General features: G+C 69.5%; 19 protein-coding genes. 1 reads left to right on the top strand and 18 read right to left on the bottom strand.

All coding sequences use genetic code 11. From position 1 onward, the window contains the following. Positions 1 to 81: 81 nt before the first annotated feature. Genes LADH09A_RS13675 through LADH09A_RS13665 form a run of 3 tightly spaced genes read right to left on the bottom strand, consistent with a single transcriptional unit; the run spans position 82 to position 3,407 of the window. A complete protein-coding gene (locus tag LADH09A_RS13675) occupies positions 82 to 1,044 on the bottom strand; it encodes an aldo/keto reductase (protein WP_238645368.1) in 963 nt (320 codons plus the stop codon). Positions 1,045 to 1,080: 36 nt separating this feature from the next. Beyond that, positions 1,081 to 2,760 carry an ABC-F family ATP-binding cassette domain-containing protein gene (locus LADH09A_RS13670; protein WP_238645367.1) on the bottom strand — a complete coding sequence of 560 codons (1,680 nt, stop codon included), beginning with the start codon at positions 2,758 to 2,760 and terminating at the stop codon, positions 1,081 to 1,083. Between the two features lie 41 nt (positions 2,761 to 2,801). Next, on the bottom strand, positions 2,802 to 3,407 hold the full coding sequence (locus LADH09A_RS13665; RefSeq protein WP_238645366.1) for a class I SAM-dependent methyltransferase: 606 nt from the start codon (positions 3,405 to 3,407) through the stop codon (positions 2,802 to 2,804). A 102-nt stretch (positions 3,408 to 3,509) separates the two neighbouring features. On the opposite strand from LADH09A_RS13665, the gene LADH09A_RS13660 reads away from it, so the two are divergent. Next, positions 3,510 to 4,604 carry a hypothetical protein gene (locus tag LADH09A_RS13660; RefSeq protein ID WP_238645364.1) on the top strand — a complete coding sequence of 365 codons (1,095 nt, stop codon included), beginning with the start codon at positions 3,510 to 3,512 and terminating at the stop codon, positions 4,602 to 4,604. An 18-nt stretch (positions 4,605 to 4,622) separates the two neighbouring features. On the opposite strand, the gene truA is transcribed toward LADH09A_RS13660, so the two are convergent. From truA to rpsE, 15 genes are all read right to left on the bottom strand, one after another. Then, on the bottom strand, positions 4,623 to 5,453 hold the full coding sequence (gene truA / locus LADH09A_RS13655; RefSeq protein WP_238645363.1) for a tRNA pseudouridine(38-40) synthase TruA: 831 nt from the start codon (positions 5,451 to 5,453) through the stop codon (positions 4,623 to 4,625). Between the two features lie 68 nt (positions 5,454 to 5,521). Then, positions 5,522 to 6,079, bottom strand: a complete 558-nt coding sequence (rplQ, locus tag LADH09A_RS13650) for a 50S ribosomal protein L17 (protein WP_088950225.1) — start codon at positions 6,077 to 6,079, stop codon at positions 5,522 to 5,524. Between the two features lie 34 nt (positions 6,080 to 6,113). Beyond that, positions 6,114 to 7,136: a DNA-directed RNA polymerase subunit alpha gene (locus LADH09A_RS13645; protein WP_007465227.1), complete on the bottom strand. Its 1,023-nt coding sequence runs from the start codon at positions 7,134 to 7,136 to the stop codon at positions 6,114 to 6,116. A 100-nt stretch (positions 7,137 to 7,236) separates the two neighbouring features. Continuing rightward, complete coding sequence (gene rpsD / locus LADH09A_RS13640) at positions 7,237 to 7,863, bottom strand: 30S ribosomal protein S4 (protein ID WP_030489600.1); 627 nt, start codon at positions 7,861 to 7,863, stop codon at positions 7,237 to 7,239. Positions 7,864 to 7,876: 13 nt separating this feature from the next. Continuing rightward, positions 7,877 to 8,284, bottom strand: coding sequence for a 30S ribosomal protein S11 (gene rpsK / locus LADH09A_RS13635; protein ID WP_030329919.1), 408 nt, complete (start codon positions 8,282 to 8,284; stop codon positions 7,877 to 7,879). A gap of 87 nt (positions 8,285 to 8,371) precedes the next feature. Next, positions 8,372 to 8,752 (bottom strand): 30S ribosomal protein S13, encoded by a 381-nt coding sequence (gene rpsM / locus LADH09A_RS13630; protein ID WP_088950226.1) that lies wholly within the window; start codon positions 8,750 to 8,752, stop codon positions 8,372 to 8,374. Positions 8,753 to 9,018: 266 nt separating this feature from the next. After that, positions 9,019 to 9,132, bottom strand: coding sequence for a 50S ribosomal protein L36 (gene rpmJ / locus LADH09A_RS13625; RefSeq protein ID WP_088952025.1), 114 nt, complete (start codon positions 9,130 to 9,132; stop codon positions 9,019 to 9,021). Between the two features lie 91 nt (positions 9,133 to 9,223). Continuing rightward, positions 9,224 to 9,445, bottom strand: a complete 222-nt coding sequence (gene infA / locus LADH09A_RS13620; RefSeq protein ID WP_007073013.1) for a translation initiation factor IF-1 — start codon at positions 9,443 to 9,445, stop codon at positions 9,224 to 9,226. Between the two features lie 361 nt (positions 9,446 to 9,806). After that, complete coding sequence (locus LADH09A_RS13615; protein ID WP_238645360.1) at positions 9,807 to 10,349, bottom strand: DUF1707 SHOCT-like domain-containing protein; 543 nt, start codon at positions 10,347 to 10,349, stop codon at positions 9,807 to 9,809. A 141-nt stretch (positions 10,350 to 10,490) separates the two neighbouring features. Continuing rightward, positions 10,491 to 11,342, bottom strand: coding sequence for a type I methionyl aminopeptidase (gene map / locus LADH09A_RS13610; RefSeq protein WP_238645358.1), 852 nt, complete (start codon positions 11,340 to 11,342; stop codon positions 10,491 to 10,493). Positions 11,343 to 11,429: 87 nt separating this feature from the next. Then, the gene (locus LADH09A_RS13605) at positions 11,430 to 12,083 is read right to left on the bottom strand and encodes an adenylate kinase (protein ID WP_088950228.1); all 654 of its coding nucleotides are present in this window, start codon (positions 12,081 to 12,083) and stop codon (positions 11,430 to 11,432) included. Beyond that, positions 12,084 to 13,412, bottom strand: a complete 1,329-nt coding sequence (gene secY / locus LADH09A_RS13600; protein WP_238645355.1) for a preprotein translocase subunit SecY — start codon at positions 13,410 to 13,412, stop codon at positions 12,084 to 12,086. A gap of 233 nt (positions 13,413 to 13,645) precedes the next feature. After that, positions 13,646 to 14,089, bottom strand: coding sequence for a 50S ribosomal protein L15 (gene rplO / locus LADH09A_RS13595; protein ID WP_030329906.1), 444 nt, complete (start codon positions 14,087 to 14,089; stop codon positions 13,646 to 13,648). Next, complete coding sequence (rpmD, locus tag LADH09A_RS13590; RefSeq protein WP_007465262.1) at positions 14,089 to 14,271, bottom strand: 50S ribosomal protein L30; 183 nt, start codon at positions 14,269 to 14,271, stop codon at positions 14,089 to 14,091. The genes rplO and rpmD overlap by 1 nt, the downstream gene beginning before the upstream one ends. Further along, complete coding sequence (rpsE, locus tag LADH09A_RS13585) at positions 14,271 to 14,885, bottom strand: 30S ribosomal protein S5 (protein WP_007465263.1); 615 nt, start codon at positions 14,883 to 14,885, stop codon at positions 14,271 to 14,273. The genes rpmD and rpsE overlap by 1 nt, the downstream gene beginning before the upstream one ends. Positions 14,886 to 14,907: the final 22 nt, after the last annotated feature.

The following is a 14,907-nucleotide window of genomic DNA, read 5'->3' as shown; positions in this document are numbered from 1 at the left end:
GAAGTCGGGGTGTCGTGGCAACCGGGACACCCCGACTTCAGGGAACGCGAGTGGATCACGGGCCGGCTGGCGCCGAGCCGCTCAGAGGATGGCGCGCAGCGCCGCCAGATCCTCGTCGCTGGGCTCCCAGGTGCCGGCGGCGGCGTTGGCCGCCACCTGCTCGGGCGTGGTGGCACCGGCGATCACCGAGGTCACCGCTGGCTGGGCGGCCAGCCCGCCGATCGCCACCTGGAGCACGCTCAGACCCCGCTCGGCCGCGTACGCCTCGATCGCCTCGATGGTGTCCCAGTCGGCTGCGGCGAGCCGCTCCGCGTACCGGCCACCACCGGAGAGCCGGCTGCCGGCCGGCGGCTGGGCCTCCCGCTTGTACTTGCCCGTGAGCAGGCCGTTGGCGAGCGGGAAGAACGGCAGCATGCCGAGGCCGAACCGCTCGCAGGCCGGGATCACCTCGGTCTCCACCGAGCGCTCCAGCAGGCTGTAGTGGTTCTGCGCGCTGACGAAGCGGGCCCGACCGTTGGACGACGCGACCCAGTCCGCGTCGGCGATCTGCCAGCCGGCGAAGTTGGAGTTGCCCAGGTAACGCACCTTGCCGTCGCGGACCAGGTCGTCCAGCGCGGCGAGGGTCTCGTCGATCGGGGTGCCCGGGTCGGGCTCGTGCATCTGGTAGAGGTCGATGTGGTCCGTGCCGAGCCGGCGCAGCGACGCCTCCACGGCGCGGGCGATGTAGCGCCGCGAACCCCGGGCACCGAAGTCCGGCCCGTTGAGGCCGAACATGTCCATGCCGAACTTGGTGGCTACCACCACGTCGTCCCGGCGCCCCTTGAGCGCCTGCCCGAGCAGTTCCTCGGAGGCGCCCTGCGGCTCGCCGTAGATGTCGGCGGTGTCGAAGAGGGTGATCCCGGCGTCCAGGGCGGCATCCACCACCGCGCGCGTGCCGTCGAGGTCGAGCTTTCGGCCGAAGTTGTTGCAGCCGATGCCGACCACGGACACCACGAGCCCGGAGTCGCCCAGCCGGCGATAGGTCATCTCAGTCACGAGATCCACCCTATGCCGGCCGGGCGCAGCGGGCCCGGGGACCGCTCAGCCCACGTCCCAGACCGGCTCCGGGGTCTCCACCACCTCGTTGTCGCCCCGGAACAGCACGAACCGGTCGAAGGACCGGGTGAACCAACGGTCGTGGGTCACGGCGATCACCGTCCCGTCGAACGCGTTCAGGCCCGCCTCCAGCGCCTCCGCGCTGGCCAGGTCGAGGTTGTCGGTCGGTTCGTCGAGCAGCAGCAGGGTCGCCCCGGACAGCTCCAGCAGCAGCACCAGGAAACGGGCCTGCTGCCCGCCGGACAGCGTGCCGAAGCGCTGGTCGCCCTGTGCGGCCAACTCGTAGCGGCTGAGCACCCCCATCGCCGTGTGCCGGTCCATCCCGGTGCGGTGCTCGTCACCCCGCCAGAGGATCTCGACCAGCGTCTTCGACATCAGCTCCGGCCGGTCGTGGGTCTGGGAGAAGTGACCGGGACGAACCCGGGCGCCCAGCCGTGCCGTGCCGTCGTGCGCCACCGGTGCGAGCGCGCCCGCCCCGTCGACCGGCCCGTTCGCCGGGTCGGGGTCGGTGCCGCCCCGGGCCAGCAACCGCAGGAAGTGCGACTTGCCGCTGCCGTTGGCACCGAGCACCGCCACCCGGTCGCCGTACCAGATCTCCAGGTCGAAGGGGAAGGTCAGGCCGTCGAGCTCAAGCTGCTCGCAGATGACCGCACGCTTGCCGGTCCGCCCGCCGCTGAGCCGCATCCGGATGTCCTGGTCCTTCGGCGGTACGGGCGGCGGCCCGGCCTCCTCGAACTTGCGCAGCCGGGTCTGCGCGGCCTGGTAGCGCGAGGCCAACCCGTCGTTGTACGCGGCCTTCTGCTTGTACATCAGCATCAGCTCGCGCAGCTTCTGGTGCTCCTCGTCCCAGCGACGACGCAGCTCGTCGAGGCGGGCGTGCCGGGCCACCCGGGCCGAGTGCCAACTGGCGAAGCCACCCGGGTGCACCCAGGCGCTGCCGCCCTCGACGGCGACCACCCGGTCGGCGCTCTGCGCCAGCAACTCGCGGTCGTGCGAGACGTAGAGCACCGACTTGGTCGACTCGCGCAGCCGCGCCTCCAGCCAGCGCTTGCCGGGCACGTCGAGGAAGTTGTCCGGCTCGTCGAGCAGCAGCACCTCGTCGGGGCCCCGCAGCAGCAGCTCCAACGCGAAGCGCTTCTGCTGCCCACCGGAGAGGGTGCGCACCGGCCGGTCCCGCACGGTTTCCCACGGCAGGCCGAGCACGATCGTCGCGACGGTGTCGAAGAGCACCTCGGCGTCGTACCCGCCGGCCTCGCCCCAGGCGCCGAGCGCGTCGGCGTACGCCAACTGGGCCTTGCCCGCGGCGTTGCTGAACTTGCCGTGGGCCTCGGCCGCCCGCATGGCCGCCTCGGTCTCACCGAGCCGGCGGCCGGCGTCGCGCAGCGCGGGCGGGGCCAGTGACAACGCCAGGTCGGCGAGCGTCGACTCATCCCCGATCATGCCGATGAACTGGCGCATCACGCCCAGCCCGCCGGCCCGCGCGACGACCCCGCTGCGCACGGGAAGGTCACCGGCGACCATCCGCAACAGCGTCGTCTTCCCCGCGCCGTTCGGGCCGACCAGGGCGACCTTGGCGCCCTCCCCGACCCGGAACGACACGTCGGCGAAGAGTTCCCTGCCGTCGGGCAGGATGTGCCCGACCCCTGCCACGTCCACGTATCCCACGCGGGGATCCTGCCCCAGCGAGGGGCGCAGGGTATATCCAATTACCGGGTGACCCGCAGCACCCGGAAGCCCTTCTGGCTGGCGTGCCGCTCCACCTGCCAGCTCTGCTCGGTGAGCCAGCGTTGCAGGGAGTCGCCGCCGAGGTGCCGGGCGACGACCAGCCAGCCGACACCGTCCGGCGCGAGCCGGGGCAGCCACCGCAGCAGCAGGTCGTGCAGGCCGTCCTTACCGATCCGGATGGGCGGGTTGGACCAGATCTGGGCGAACGAGACGTCCGCCGGCACGTCGTCCGGGGCGCTGACCCGAACCCGGTCGCCGGCGCCGATCCGGATCGCGTTGGCGGCGGTCAGCTCACGGGCGCGGGCGTTGACGTCGACGGCCCAGACGGTGCTCGTCGGCGCGAGGTCGGCCAGCACGCAGCTGATCGGCCCGAATCCGCAGCCCAGGTCGAGCAGGTCGCCGCTGGTGTCGGGGGCGGGCAGCTCGGCCTTGCGCAGGAGCACGGCCGTGCCCGGGTCGAGCCGGCTGGCGGAGAAGACCCCGCCGGCCGAGGCGAGCTGGTAGTCGCGGTCGGCGACGGAGAACTCGATCTCGCGCGCCGGGGCGTCGCTGGCGGGCTGCGCGGTGAAGTAGTGGTCGCCGGTCACGCCGCAATTCTCGCACCGGCCCGGGCCGGCCCTGACACGGGCTACGCGCACATTTCCCCGATATTATCCCCAAAAGGGACAATGGCTCTTACTCTGGGCGACATGGTGTATCGGTACGAGTCCGATGAGGACGCTTTCGAGGAGTACCCGGAGCCCGGGTCCGACCTGTCGGTGCTCGGCGCCGGTCCGCCCCCGCCCGCCGGGCCCTCCCCGTCGCGCTTCCCCACCCCGTCGCTGCCCCGGGCGAACCAACTCTCGCTCCCGTCGTCGCCGCCGCCACCGCCGCTGCCGACTCGTGCCGAGGCGCCGCCGACCCGTGCCGAGATGCCGCCCGCCACGCCCCGCGGCCAGGTCTACACGTCGGCGTCACCGATAGAGCCACCAGCCCGACGCGGGGGCGGCCGACTGTGGCAGGTGCTGATCGGCGGCGCAGCCGTCCTGGTGCTGCTCGCCCTGTGCGGCCTGGGCGCCGCCGCGCTGCTCGACAACCGCGACCAGCAACCGCAGGCCACCCCGACGTTCCAACCGAACGCCGCCCCGACGTCCGCCGCACCGGAACGGCTGACCCTGGACTCCCGGGACACCGACCAGGCCCCGCTCACCGCCAAGGAACTCTTCCCCGGCAAGGAGTTGAGGCTCAACGGCGGCCAGCCGAGCTACCAGGTCCTCAAGACCCAGTCCAGCGCCAGTTGTGCCGTCGCCGCCACCGGCGAGGTCGCCGACCTGCTGGTCCGACTCGGCTGCAACCAGATCGTCCGGGCCACGCTGCGCACACCCGACGGGGAGCACCTGGTCACCGCCGGCCTGTTCAACCTCACCGACAAGGTCAGCGCGGAACGGGCCCGGGACCGGATCCGGCCGCTGCTCGACGAGCGCCAGGGCCGGTTCCGTGGCCTCACCGGTGGCGAGGGCGACGGCACCGACGTGCTGGCCAGCGCCCCGGCGCGGGTGGGCTGGCAGGTGCGGGGCCACTACCTGGCGTACGCGCTGGTGGTCCAGAAGGACGGAGCGGCGATCAAGGCGGGCGACGCCAAGGTCGGCGAGATCCTGTTCGACATGATCGAGCTGCACCTCAGCCGGGGCGTGCTGCAACAGCGGGCCGACGGCGGCAGCGCCGCACAGCCGACGGCGGCACCGACCGGCAGCAGCGGGACCCAGGGCGGCAGCACCGACGACGGCGACCTGCCGGGCAACTGACCGGCCCGCCGTCGACGGTCAGCCCTCGATCGGGACCCGCAGCCGGCGGGTCAGATCGGCACGGCGGGCATAGTCGGCCGGGTCGGCCGGGTAGCCGACCGCGACCAGGGTCAACCCGCGCGCCGGGGCCACGGTCACCTCACTGGAGCGAGCCTCGCTGGTGAGCAGGCTGCCGGGCCACTCGACCGGGCGGCGGCCGTCGCCCGCCACCAGCATCGCCCCCACCAGGCTGCGCACCATCGCCTGGCAGAACGCGTCGGCCTGCACGGTGGCCACCAGGATGCCGTCCGGGTCGCGACGCCAGTCCAGCCGGGTCACCTCGCGCAACGTGGTCGCGTTCTCCTTGCGCCGGCAGTACGCGGCGAAGTCGTGTTCACCGACCAGACCACTCGCCGCGGCGTTCAACGCGGCCAGGTCCAGGGGCTTCGGCCAGGCCAGCACCTCGTGCCGACGCAGCGGCTCCGCACCGAAGGGCGCGTCGGTGACCCGGTACTCGTAGCGCCGGAAGGTGGCCGAGAACCGGGCGTCGAAGTCGGCCGGCACCTCGGTCATCGCCCGTACGCGTACGTCGGTGGGGAGCAGGCGGGCCAGCCGACGCAGCAGTCGCCCCTCGTGCTCCCGCCACACGTCGACGGGAAGGTCCAGGTGGCACACCTGCCCGGTGGCGTGCACCCCCGCGTCGGTCCGCCCGGCCACGGTCAGCCCGGTGACCGTGCCGGCGCCGAGGACGAGGCCCAGGGTCTCGACCAGCACCCCCGCGACGGTGCGCCGCGTCGGCTGGGCGGCCCAGCCGGAGAAGCCCGTGCCGTCGTACGAGACGTCCAGCCGCAGCCGGATCCGCTCGTCCACCTCGTACCTCCTGTAACGGAACGGGCCCGACACCCCGTGAGGGGTGCCGGGCCCGACGTTGCCCTTGATCAGGCCTTGTTCTCGGTGGCCTCGTCGCTGTCCTCGCGGGCGGCGTCGGTGTCACCGGACGCCGACACCGGGGCCTCGGAGTCCTGGTCGGCCGGGGCCGACTTCGGGGTCTCGTCGGCCGGGGCGAGCGCCTCGACCTTGTCCTGCTGCGCGGCCTTGCGGGCGGCGGTCTTCTTGTTCGCCTTCGGCTCGGCGACCTGAAGCTCCTCCACCAGCTCGATGATGGCCATCGGCGCGTTGTCACCCTTGCGCGGACCGGTCTTCACGATCCGGGTGTAACCGCCGGGGCGGTTGGAGTACCGGGGCGCGATCTGGTCGAACAGGGCGTAGACGACGTCCTTGTCCTTGACGACACCCAGCACCCGCCGCCGCGAGGCGAGGTCACCGCGCTTGGCCTTGGTGATGAGCTGCTCGGCCAGCGGACGCAGCCGCCGGGCCTTCGTCTCGGTGGTCTGGATCTTGCCGTGCTGGAACAGCGCGGTCGCCAGGTTGGCGAGCATCAGCCGCTCGTGCGAGGGGCTGCCGCCGAGGCGGGGGCCCTTGGTGGGCGTGGGCATTTTTGGTGCTCCTCAGTTGTGGCGGCAGCGCGGACTAGAGCTGCTCGGTCTCGCGGTAGTCGTCGGTGTCGTAGTCGGCCTCGCCGAAGGTGTCCACGACGTGCGCCGGGTCGAAGTTCGGAGCCGAGTCCTTCAGCCCGAGACCCATCCCGGCGAGCTTCATCTTGACCTCGTCGATCGACTTCTGCCCGAAGTTCCGGATGTCGAGGAGGTCGGCCTCGGTACGCCCGATGAGCTCACCAACGGAGTTGATGCCCTCGCGCTTGAGGCAGTTGTAGGAGCGGACGGTGAGGTCCAGCTCCTCGATCGGCAGGGCGAGGTCCGCCGCCAGCTGGGCGTCCTGCGGGGACGGCCCGATGTCGATGCCCTCGGCGGTCTCGTCCAGCTCCCGGGCCAGCCCGAACAGCTCGACGAGCGTCGAACCGGCGGAGGCCAGCGCGGTACGCGGACCCATCGACGGCTTGGTCTCGACGTCGATGATCAGCCGGTCGAAGTCGGTGCGCTGCTCGACACGGGTCGCCTCGACGCGGTAGGTCACCTTCAGCACCGGCGAGTAGATCGAGTCGACCGGGATGCGGCCGATCTCGGCGCCGGACTGCTTGTTCTGCGCGGCCGTCACGTAGCCCCGGCCCCGCTCGACGGTCAGCTCCATGTCGAGCCGGCCCTTGCCGTTGAGGGTGGCGAGCTTGAGGTCCGGGTTGTGCACCGAGACGCCGGCCGGCGGCTGGATGTCCCCCGCGGTCACGTCGCCCGGGCCCTGCTTGCGCAGGTACATGCTGACCGGCTCGTCGTGCTCGGAGCTGACGCACAGCTCCTTGATGTTCATGACGAGCTCGACCACGTCCTCCTTGACACCGGGGATCGTGGTGAACTCGTGCAGCACGCCGTCGATCTTGATCGAGGTGACGGCCGCGCCCGGGATCGACGACAGCAGCGTGCGCCGCAGCGAGTTGCCCAGGGTGTAGCCGAAGCCCGGCTCCAGCGGCTCGATGGCGAACCGGGACCGGGTCTCGTTGATCGACTCCTCGGACAGGGAGGGTCGCTGGCTGATGAGCATCTTTTCTCTTCTCTTCCGGGGCGCCCGCTATTTGACGCCCACGACACAAACTGTTCCGGTGGCCCGCCCCCGGGAGGGCGGGCCACCGAACGAGCTCGGACTACTTGGAGTAGAGCTCGACGATCAGCTGTTCCTGGACCTGCGTGTCGATGACCTGCCGGGCCGGGAGGGAGTGCACGAGCACCTTCATCTGGCTCGGGATGGCCTCAAGCCACGCCGGAACCGTCTTCGAGCCGGCCTGGGCCTGCGCGACGATGAACGGGGTGAGCTCCTTGCTCTTGCCCCGAACCTCGATGATGTCGTGCTCCTTGACGCGGTACGACGGGATGTCGACCTTCTTGCCGTTCACCGTGAAGTGACCGTGCTTGACCAGCTGGCGGGCCATGTCCCGCGAGTGGGCGTAGCCGGCCCGGTAAACGACGTTGTCCAGCCGCGACTCGAGGATCTGCAGGAGGACCTCACCGGTCTTGGCCTGCTTGCCAACGGCTTCCTCGTAGTAACCGCGGAACTGCTTCTCCAGCACGCCGTAGACACGACGGGCCTTCTGCTTCTCACGGAGCTGGAGCAGGTACTCCGTCTCCTTCGTGCGGCCGCGGCCGTGCTGCCCGGGCGGGAACGGCCGGGACTCGAACGGGCACTTCGGACCATCGCACTTGCTGCCCTTGAGGAACAGCTTCATCTTCTCCCGCCGGCAACGGCGGCAGTCTGCACCGGTGTAACGAGCCATCTCTCTCTACCTCTCAGACCCGGCGACGCTTCGGCGGACGGCACCCGTTGTGCGGCTGCGGGGTGACGTCGGCGATCTGCCCGACCTCGAGGCCCACGGCCTGCAGCGAACGGATGGCGGTTTCCCGGCCGGAGCCGGGGCCCTTGACGAACACGTCGACCTTGCGCATCCCGTGCTCCATGGCGCGACGCGCGGCAGCCTCGGCGGCCAGCTGCGCGGCGAACGGAGTCGACTTGCGGGAGCCCTTGAAGCCCACCTGGCCAGCGGAGGCCCAGGAGATGACCGCACCGGTCGGGTCCGTGATGGACACGATGGTGTTGTTGAACGTGCTCTTGATGTGCGCCTGCCCGTGGGCGACGTTCTTGCGTTCCTTGCGCCGGACCTTCTTGACAGCGGCTCCGGCACGAGCCTTCGGTGGCATAAGTCTGTGCGCTCCTAGTTGACTTTCCGGATTGGGTTGCGGCCTGACCCACCTCGGCGGCGGCCGACCCCGTCATCCGGTCAAGAACTACTTCTTGCCGGGCTTCTTCTTGCCGGCGACGGTCCGCTTCGGGCCCTTGCGGGTCCGTGCGTTGGTCTTGGTCCGCTGGCCACGCACGGGCAGGCCCCGGCGGTGCCGGATGCCGGCGTAGCAGCCGATCTCAACCTTGCGGCGGATGTCAGCGGCGACCTCGCGGCGCAGGTCGCCTTCAACCTTGTAGTTGCCCTCAATGTGGTCGCGGAGCTGCACGAGCTCCTCGTCCGTGAGGTCCCGAGCGCGCTTGTCCGGCGAGATGCCGGTAGCGGCGAGTGTCTCCTGGGCGCGGGTGCGACCGAGCCCGAAGATGTAGGTGAGCGCGATTTCCATCCGCTTCTCGCGGGGGAGATCCACGCCGACTAGACGTGCCATGTGCGGGCGTACTCCTCGTGATGTGTGGCGGAGGTGTGGACCCGTCCCATCCCGCTACCGGCCGTCCCGTCTTTCCGACGCGGTGAGCGCCGGCGACCGGGAACGGTCGCTGCCCGAGCGGGCCCCGGCCTCCGACCGGGGGTCAGCCACGCAGAAGTACGTCTCGCGTACCGCTCGTGGCTGGGACGAGCATGTGTGATGTGCGTGTCGCAGGGGATCTGCCTGGACCAACGCCACCCGGCGGTGTTACTGCCGGACGGGCTGAGTCAGCCCTGGCGCTGCTTGTGGCGCGGGTCGCTGCAGATGACCATGACCCGGCCGTGCCGGCGGATAACCCGGCACTTCTGGCAGATCCTCTTGACGCTCGGCTTGACCTTCACGGTTGCCTTACTTCCCATCTGGCCCGGGGACGCGCGTTGCACGACACCAGACGTCGAAGACGGACACGGGACTTCCCGGCCGCCGTCAGGACTACTTGTAGCGGTAGACGATGCGCCCGCGGGTCAGGTCGTACGGCGAAAGTTCGACGACGACCCGGTCCTCCGGAAGGATGCGGATGTAGTGCTGCCGCATCTTGCCGCTGATGTGAGCCAACACCTTGTGGCCGTTCGCGAGCTCCACCCGGAACATGGCGTTCGGCAGGGGCTCGATGACCCGACCCTCGATCTCAATGGCTCCGTCTTTTTTCGGCATGTCCTCCGCTGTCCTGACGTCGATTGCTCCGGGCGGCCCACAACGTCTTACACGGAAATCTGACCAGAATCAGAAGACCGCGCCAGCCGCGGCTCCAGGTCCCACCGAAGCGCAGGGTGGGCATGAAGGAGTGGACGCTGTGCGCCGATCTGAAAGTGTACGCCGGCCTGCAGTCCGACACCAAACCGGCCACCCACCCAGTTCCCACCCCACCCCAAAACCGACCCACCGACCCCAAGCCGGTCCCCGGCTGAACCCCGACTGAACCCCGTTGATCATGAAGTTAGTGTCACGACACGCCGGAGCCGGCGGCAATAACCTCATGATCGACGGGCGGGTGGTCGGCCCCGGGGGGGGGATCTCAGGGTGCTGGTGGGGGGTTTTCTGGGTTGGGGGCGCGTAGTTTCCGCTTTGCCTGCTTGCGCTGCCGCTTCACCGCTTGACGCTTCGGCTCCCCGCCGGCCAGCCCGGTGATCGTCTGGACCGCCAGCACCGCACCCCACGGCCCCGCCACCCAGGCCGGCCAGAAGTAGAGCAGGTCCTTGCTGAGCAGCGACGTCACCGCCCAGATGGTCACCACGACGGCGATCACCTTCAGGTACGGCAACCACACCTCGGCCAGCCAGCGGGCCGTGACACCCGCCATCGGGGCAGCCTGGTCGCCGACGCTCGGCGGGGCCGCCGACGTGACCGGCGACAGCGCCGAATGCTCCACGGGCGTCACCGGCGGCAGGTCGGTCAGCAGCCCGTCCAACTCGGCGTACGTGCGCGCGGCGTAGGCCCGCTGCAACCGCTCGTCGTACTCGTGCAGATCCAGTCGACCCTCGTTGAGGGCGACCCGCAACCGGTCGGCCACCGCCGTACGGTCCGAGTCCGAAGCTCGCATCCCGTCGCGCCCGTCCATGACGGCAAGCATGCCACCGTCGCGCCAGTCACGCCCCACCCCGAAGCTCAGTCGATCATGAGGTTATCGCCACCGTCACCGGCGTGTCGTGACCATAACCTCATGATCAACGGGCTGTGCCGGGGTGTGGCTGGGGGGTCTTTAGGGGGTTTTGGAGGCTGCGGGTTGGCGGGCCGTTACCAGGTCGCCCAGGCGGGCCCGGCCACCGTCGAAGGCCGTGAGCACCCAGACCCCGTCCGGCAGCAGCGCCATCGAATGCTCGACGTGCGCCGCCACCGAGCCGTCACGGGTGACCACCGTCCAGCCGTCGGACAACTCGACCGTACGCGGGGACGCCATCGTGATCATCGGCTCGATGGCCAACGCCATGCCGGGGACCAGACGCGGACCCTTGCCCGGCCGGCCATGGTTGAGCACGTGCGGGTCCTGGTGCATCTCGGTGCCGATGCCGTGCCCGCCGTAGCCGTCGACGATGCCGTACCGGCCACCCTTGCGGACGGCGGTCTCCACCGCGTGCGAGATGTCGGTGAGCCGGCCCTTGCCGCTGGCCGCACCACGGGCGGCGGCGGCGATGCCGGCCCACATCGCGTCCTCCGCGACCGTGGCCATCTTCAGCAGAGCCGGGTCGACCTCGCCGACCCCGACGGTGATCGCCGAGTCGCCGTGCCACCCGTCCAGGACCGCACCGCAGTCGATCGAGATCAGGTCACCGGCCTGGAGCACCTGCTTCGGCGACGGGATGGCGTGCACGATCTGCTCGTTGACCGAGGAGCAGATCGACGCCGGAAAACCGTGGTAGCCCTTGAACGACGGAACGCCACCCGCCTCGCGGATGGTCGACTCGGCGATGGCGTCCAGGTCGGCGGTGCTCACGCCGGGGGCGACAGCATCCCTCATCCGGCGAAGCGCCTCGGCGACCACCAGCCCGGCGGCCCGCATCTTCTCGATCTGGTCAGGGGTCTTCAGCTGGATGTCCAGCTGGGGACGACGCATGGAGCGATTACCTTTCGTTGCCGAACAGCGGGGCACGTCACGCGTACCCCGCTGTTCGCACTCTATCCGCCGTGGCCCGGCCGGACCTCAGCCGCCGTACGACCGCAGGGCGTCGATGGCCCGGGTGGTCACGTCCTCCACCGGCCCGGTGGCGTCGATCCCGACCAGCTTGCCCTGAGCGCCGTAGTAGTCGACCAGGGGCGCGGTCTTCTCGCTGTATTCGCGGAGCCGGGTCGCGATCGTCTCCGGCTTGTCGTCGTCGCGCTGGAACAGCTCGGCGCCGCACCGGTCACAGATGCCGGGCCGGGTGGTGGCGTCGAACTCGACGTGCCAGATCTTGCCGCAGCCCCGGCAGGTACGCCGACCGGAGAGCCGCCGGATCACCTCGTCGTCGTCGACCACCAGCTCCAGGACCAGATCGAGCGCGGTGCCCAGGTCGGCGAGGAGCTTGTCCAGAGCGGCCGCCTGCGGAGTGGTCCGCGGGAAACCGTCGAGAAGAAAACCCTCGCTGGCGTCGGGCTCGGCCAGCCGGTCCCGGACCATGTTGATGGTGACCTCGTCCGGAACCAGCTCGCCCGCGTCCATGTAGCGCTTCGCCTCGACCCCGAGCGGAGTGCCCTGGGTGACGTTCGACCGGAAGATGTCTCCGGTCGAAATCTTCGGCACCGAGAGGTGCGCGGCGATGAACTCGGCCTGTGTGCCCTTGCCCGCCCCCGGCGGGCCAACCAGAACGAGTCTCATCTACCGCAGGAACCCTTCGTAGTTCCGCTGCATGAGTTGGCTCTCGATCTGCTTCACGGTCTCCAGACCGACGCCGACCATGATGAGCACAGCGGTGCCGCCGAACGGGAAGTTCTGGTACTGCTGGTTGTCCAGCCAGATGAAGAAGAAGTTCGGCAGGATCGAGATCACGCCCAGGTAGAGCGCACCCGGCAGGGTGATCCGGCTGAGGATGAAGTCCAGGTAGTCGGCGGTCGGCTTGCCCGGGCGGATGCCCGGCACGAACCCGCCGTACTTCTTCATGTTGTCCGCGACCTCGGTCGGGTTGAACGTGATCGAGACGTAGAAGTACGTGAAGAAGATGATCAACAGGAAGTAGACCGCGATGTAGATCGGGCTGCTCGGGTTGACCAGGTTGTTCTGGATCCACGCCTGGGTCTTGCCCGGGTCGTTCTGGTCGAAGAACTGAAGGGCGAGCTGCGGCAGGTAGAGCAGCGACGAGCCGAAGATGACCGGGATGACACCCGCCTGGTTGACCTTCAGCGGGATGTAGGTCGAGGTGCCGCCGTACATCCGCCGGCCGATCATCCGCTTGGCGTACTGCACCGGGATGCGGCGCTGCGCCTGCTCGATGAAGGTGACCGCGGTGATGACCACCAGGACCAGCGCGATGACCAGGGCGAACATGTCCCAGCCCTTGCTGGTCTTGATCTGCCAGCCCTCGCTGGGGAGCCGCGCCGCGATCGAGGTGAAGATCAGGACGGACATGCCGTTGCCGACGCCGCGGTCCGTGATCAGCTCGCCGAGCCACATGACCATGCCGGTACCGGCGGTCATCGTCATCACCAGGATGGTCAGGGTCAGCCAGTCCGGGATGCCGGTGCCGGTGGGGATGATCGGGAACTGGTCGCAGCGGTTCTGGAACAGCTGACCGGAGCGGGCCAGGGCCACGAAGGCCGAAGCCTGGAGCACGCCGAGGCCCAGGGTCAGGTAGCGCGTGTACTGCGTGATCTTCGCCTGACCGGCCTGGCCCTCCTTGCGGAGCTGCTCCAGACGCGGGATCACGACGGTCAGCAGCTGCAGGATGATCGACGCGGTGATGTAGGGCATGATGCCCAGCGCGAAGACCGAGAGCTGTAGCAGCGCTCCGCCGGAGAAGAGGTTGAGCAGGTTCACCACCCCGGTGGTGTCCCCCTGGATGGTGTCGAGGCACTTCTGCACGTTGCCGTACGAGACGCCCGGGCTGGGGAGCGTCGCGCCCAGCCGGTAGACCGCAATGATGCCTACTGTGAACAGCAGCTTCTTGCGCAGGTCAGGCGTACGGAACGCACTGAGAAAGGCGGACAGCAACTTCTTCCTCCTGCGCGAGGCGGGCCGCCGGTGATCCCTGGCGGGTCGGGGTGGATCACGGGCGAGTGCCCGCAATCCATGGCTGGGATGGGACTCTAACAGCCCCACCCCGGTCCGGGCAGATGCGCCCGACTACATAAATCGATTCCGATATTACCGGGCGCTCAGGCCCCAGGTAGACCATGGCGCCCGCCAGTTGCTCACAACTGGACGGGCGCCATGGGTCTTACGCCTTACAGCTCGGTGACGGAGCCACCGGCGGCAGCGATCTTCTCCTTGGCCGACGCACTGAACGCGTGCGCAGACACCTGGAGCGCCACACCGCCGAGATCCCCGGTGCCGAGGACCTTGACCGGGTGACCCTTGCGGACCGCGCCGGACTCGACGAGCTCCAGCGGGCCGACCTGACCACCATTCGGGAACAGCTCAGCGAGTCGGTCCAGGTTGACCACCTGGAAGACCACCTTGAACTTGTTCTTGAAGCCCTTCATCTTCGGAAGGCGCATGTGGATGGGCATCTGCCCACCCTCGAACGCCGCCGAGATGTTCTTACGGGCCTTGGAACCCTTGGTACCGCGACCAGCCGTCTTGCCCTTGGAACCCTCACCGCGACCCACACGGGTCTTCGCGGTCTTGGAACCGGGCGCCGGGCGCAGGTGGTGAACCTTGATCGTCATTACTCGACCTCCTCGACCTTCACGAGGTGGCTCACAGTGAAGATCATGCCGCGGATCTCGGGCCGGTCCTCCTTGACCACCACGTCGTTGATCCGCTTGAGACCGAGCGAACGCAGCGACTCACGCTGGTTGTGCTTGGTCCCGATACCGGACCGGAGCTGGGTGACCTTCAGGCGTGCCATCAGCGCGCCACCCCCGCACGAGACGCCAGCATGGCGGCCGGCGCGACGTCCTCCACCGGCAGGCCACGACGCGCCGCGACCTGCTCGGGGGACTCAAGCCCCTTCAGGGCCGCCACGGTGGCGTGCACGATGTTGATCGGGTTCGAGGAGCCGAGGCTCTTCGAGAGCACGTCGTGGATCCCGGCGCACTCCAGCACGGCGCGCACCGGACCACCGGCGATGACACCCGTACCGGCCGAGGCCGGCTTGAGCAGCACGACGCCAGCGGCGTCCTCACCCGTGACCGGGTGCGGGATCGACTGGCCGATCCTCGGAACCTTGAAGAAGTGCTTCTTGGCCTCCTCGACACCCTTGGCGATGGCCGCGGGCACCTCCTTGGCCTTTCCGTAGCCCACGCCGACCGTGCCGTCGCCGTCGCCCACGATCACCAGGGCGGTGAAGCTGAAGCGACGACCACCCTTCACGACCTTGGCGACGCGGTTGATCGCGACGACCCGCTCAAGGTGCGGGGTCTTCTCGACGGGCGCGTTTCCGCGGCCGCCCTCACGGCGGTTGTCGCGGCGACCACCCTCGTTGCCACCGGACCCGCCGCCACGGCGCTGTTGACCTGGCATCAGCAGCCTTCCTTATCTCTCG

The organism is Micromonospora cabrerizensis (genome assembly GCF_022230955.1).
In the GTDB taxonomy this organism is placed as follows: domain Bacteria; phylum Actinomycetota; class Actinomycetes; order Mycobacteriales; family Micromonosporaceae; genus Micromonospora; species Micromonospora cabrerizensis.
The sequence above is the reverse complement of the archived record's forward strand: the minus strand, read 5'-3'. Positions and strand labels throughout refer to the sequence as shown.

Excerpts from the sequence above, each read along its gene's own strand:
- rpsM (WP_088950226.1), bottom strand. The coding sequence starts at position 8,752 with ATGGCACGTCTAGTCGGCGTGGATCTCCCCCGCGAGAAGCGGATGGAA.
- infA (WP_007073013.1), bottom strand. The coding sequence starts at position 9,445 with ATGCCGAAAAAAGACGGAGCCATTGAGATCGAGGGTCGGGTCATCGAG.
- rplO (WP_030329906.1), bottom strand. The coding sequence starts at position 14,089 with ATGACGATCAAGGTTCACCACCTGCGCCCGGCGCCCGGTTCCAAGACC.
- rpsK (WP_030329919.1), bottom strand. The coding sequence starts at position 8,284 with ATGCCACCGAAGGCTCGTGCCGGAGCCGCTGTCAAGAAGGTCCGGCGC.
- map (WP_238645358.1), bottom strand. The coding sequence starts at position 11,342 with ATGCGTCGTCCCCAGCTGGACATCCAGCTGAAGACCCCTGACCAGATC.
- LADH09A_RS13660 (WP_238645364.1), top strand. The coding sequence starts at position 3,510 with ATGGTGTATCGGTACGAGTCCGATGAGGACGCTTTCGAGGAGTACCCG.
- rpmD (WP_007465262.1), bottom strand. The coding sequence starts at position 14,271 with ATGGCACGCCTGAAGGTCACCCAGCTCCGGTCCGGTATCGGGACCAAG.
- LADH09A_RS13645 (WP_007465227.1), bottom strand. The coding sequence starts at position 7,136 with ATGCTCATCAGCCAGCGACCCTCCCTGTCCGAGGAGTCGATCAACGAG.
- rplQ (WP_088950225.1), bottom strand. The coding sequence starts at position 6,079 with ATGCCCACGCCCACCAAGGGCCCCCGCCTCGGCGGCAGCCCCTCGCAC.
- LADH09A_RS13615 (WP_238645360.1), bottom strand. The coding sequence starts at position 10,349 with ATGGACGGGCGCGACGGGATGCGAGCTTCGGACTCGGACCGTACGGCG.
- LADH09A_RS13605 (WP_088950228.1), bottom strand. The coding sequence starts at position 12,083 with ATGAGACTCGTTCTGGTTGGCCCGCCGGGGGCGGGCAAGGGCACACAG.
- rpsD (WP_030489600.1), bottom strand. The coding sequence starts at position 7,863 with ATGGCTCGTTACACCGGTGCAGACTGCCGCCGTTGCCGGCGGGAGAAG.
- rpsE (WP_007465263.1), bottom strand. The coding sequence starts at position 14,885 with ATGCCAGGTCAACAGCGCCGTGGCGGCGGGTCCGGTGGCAACGAGGGT.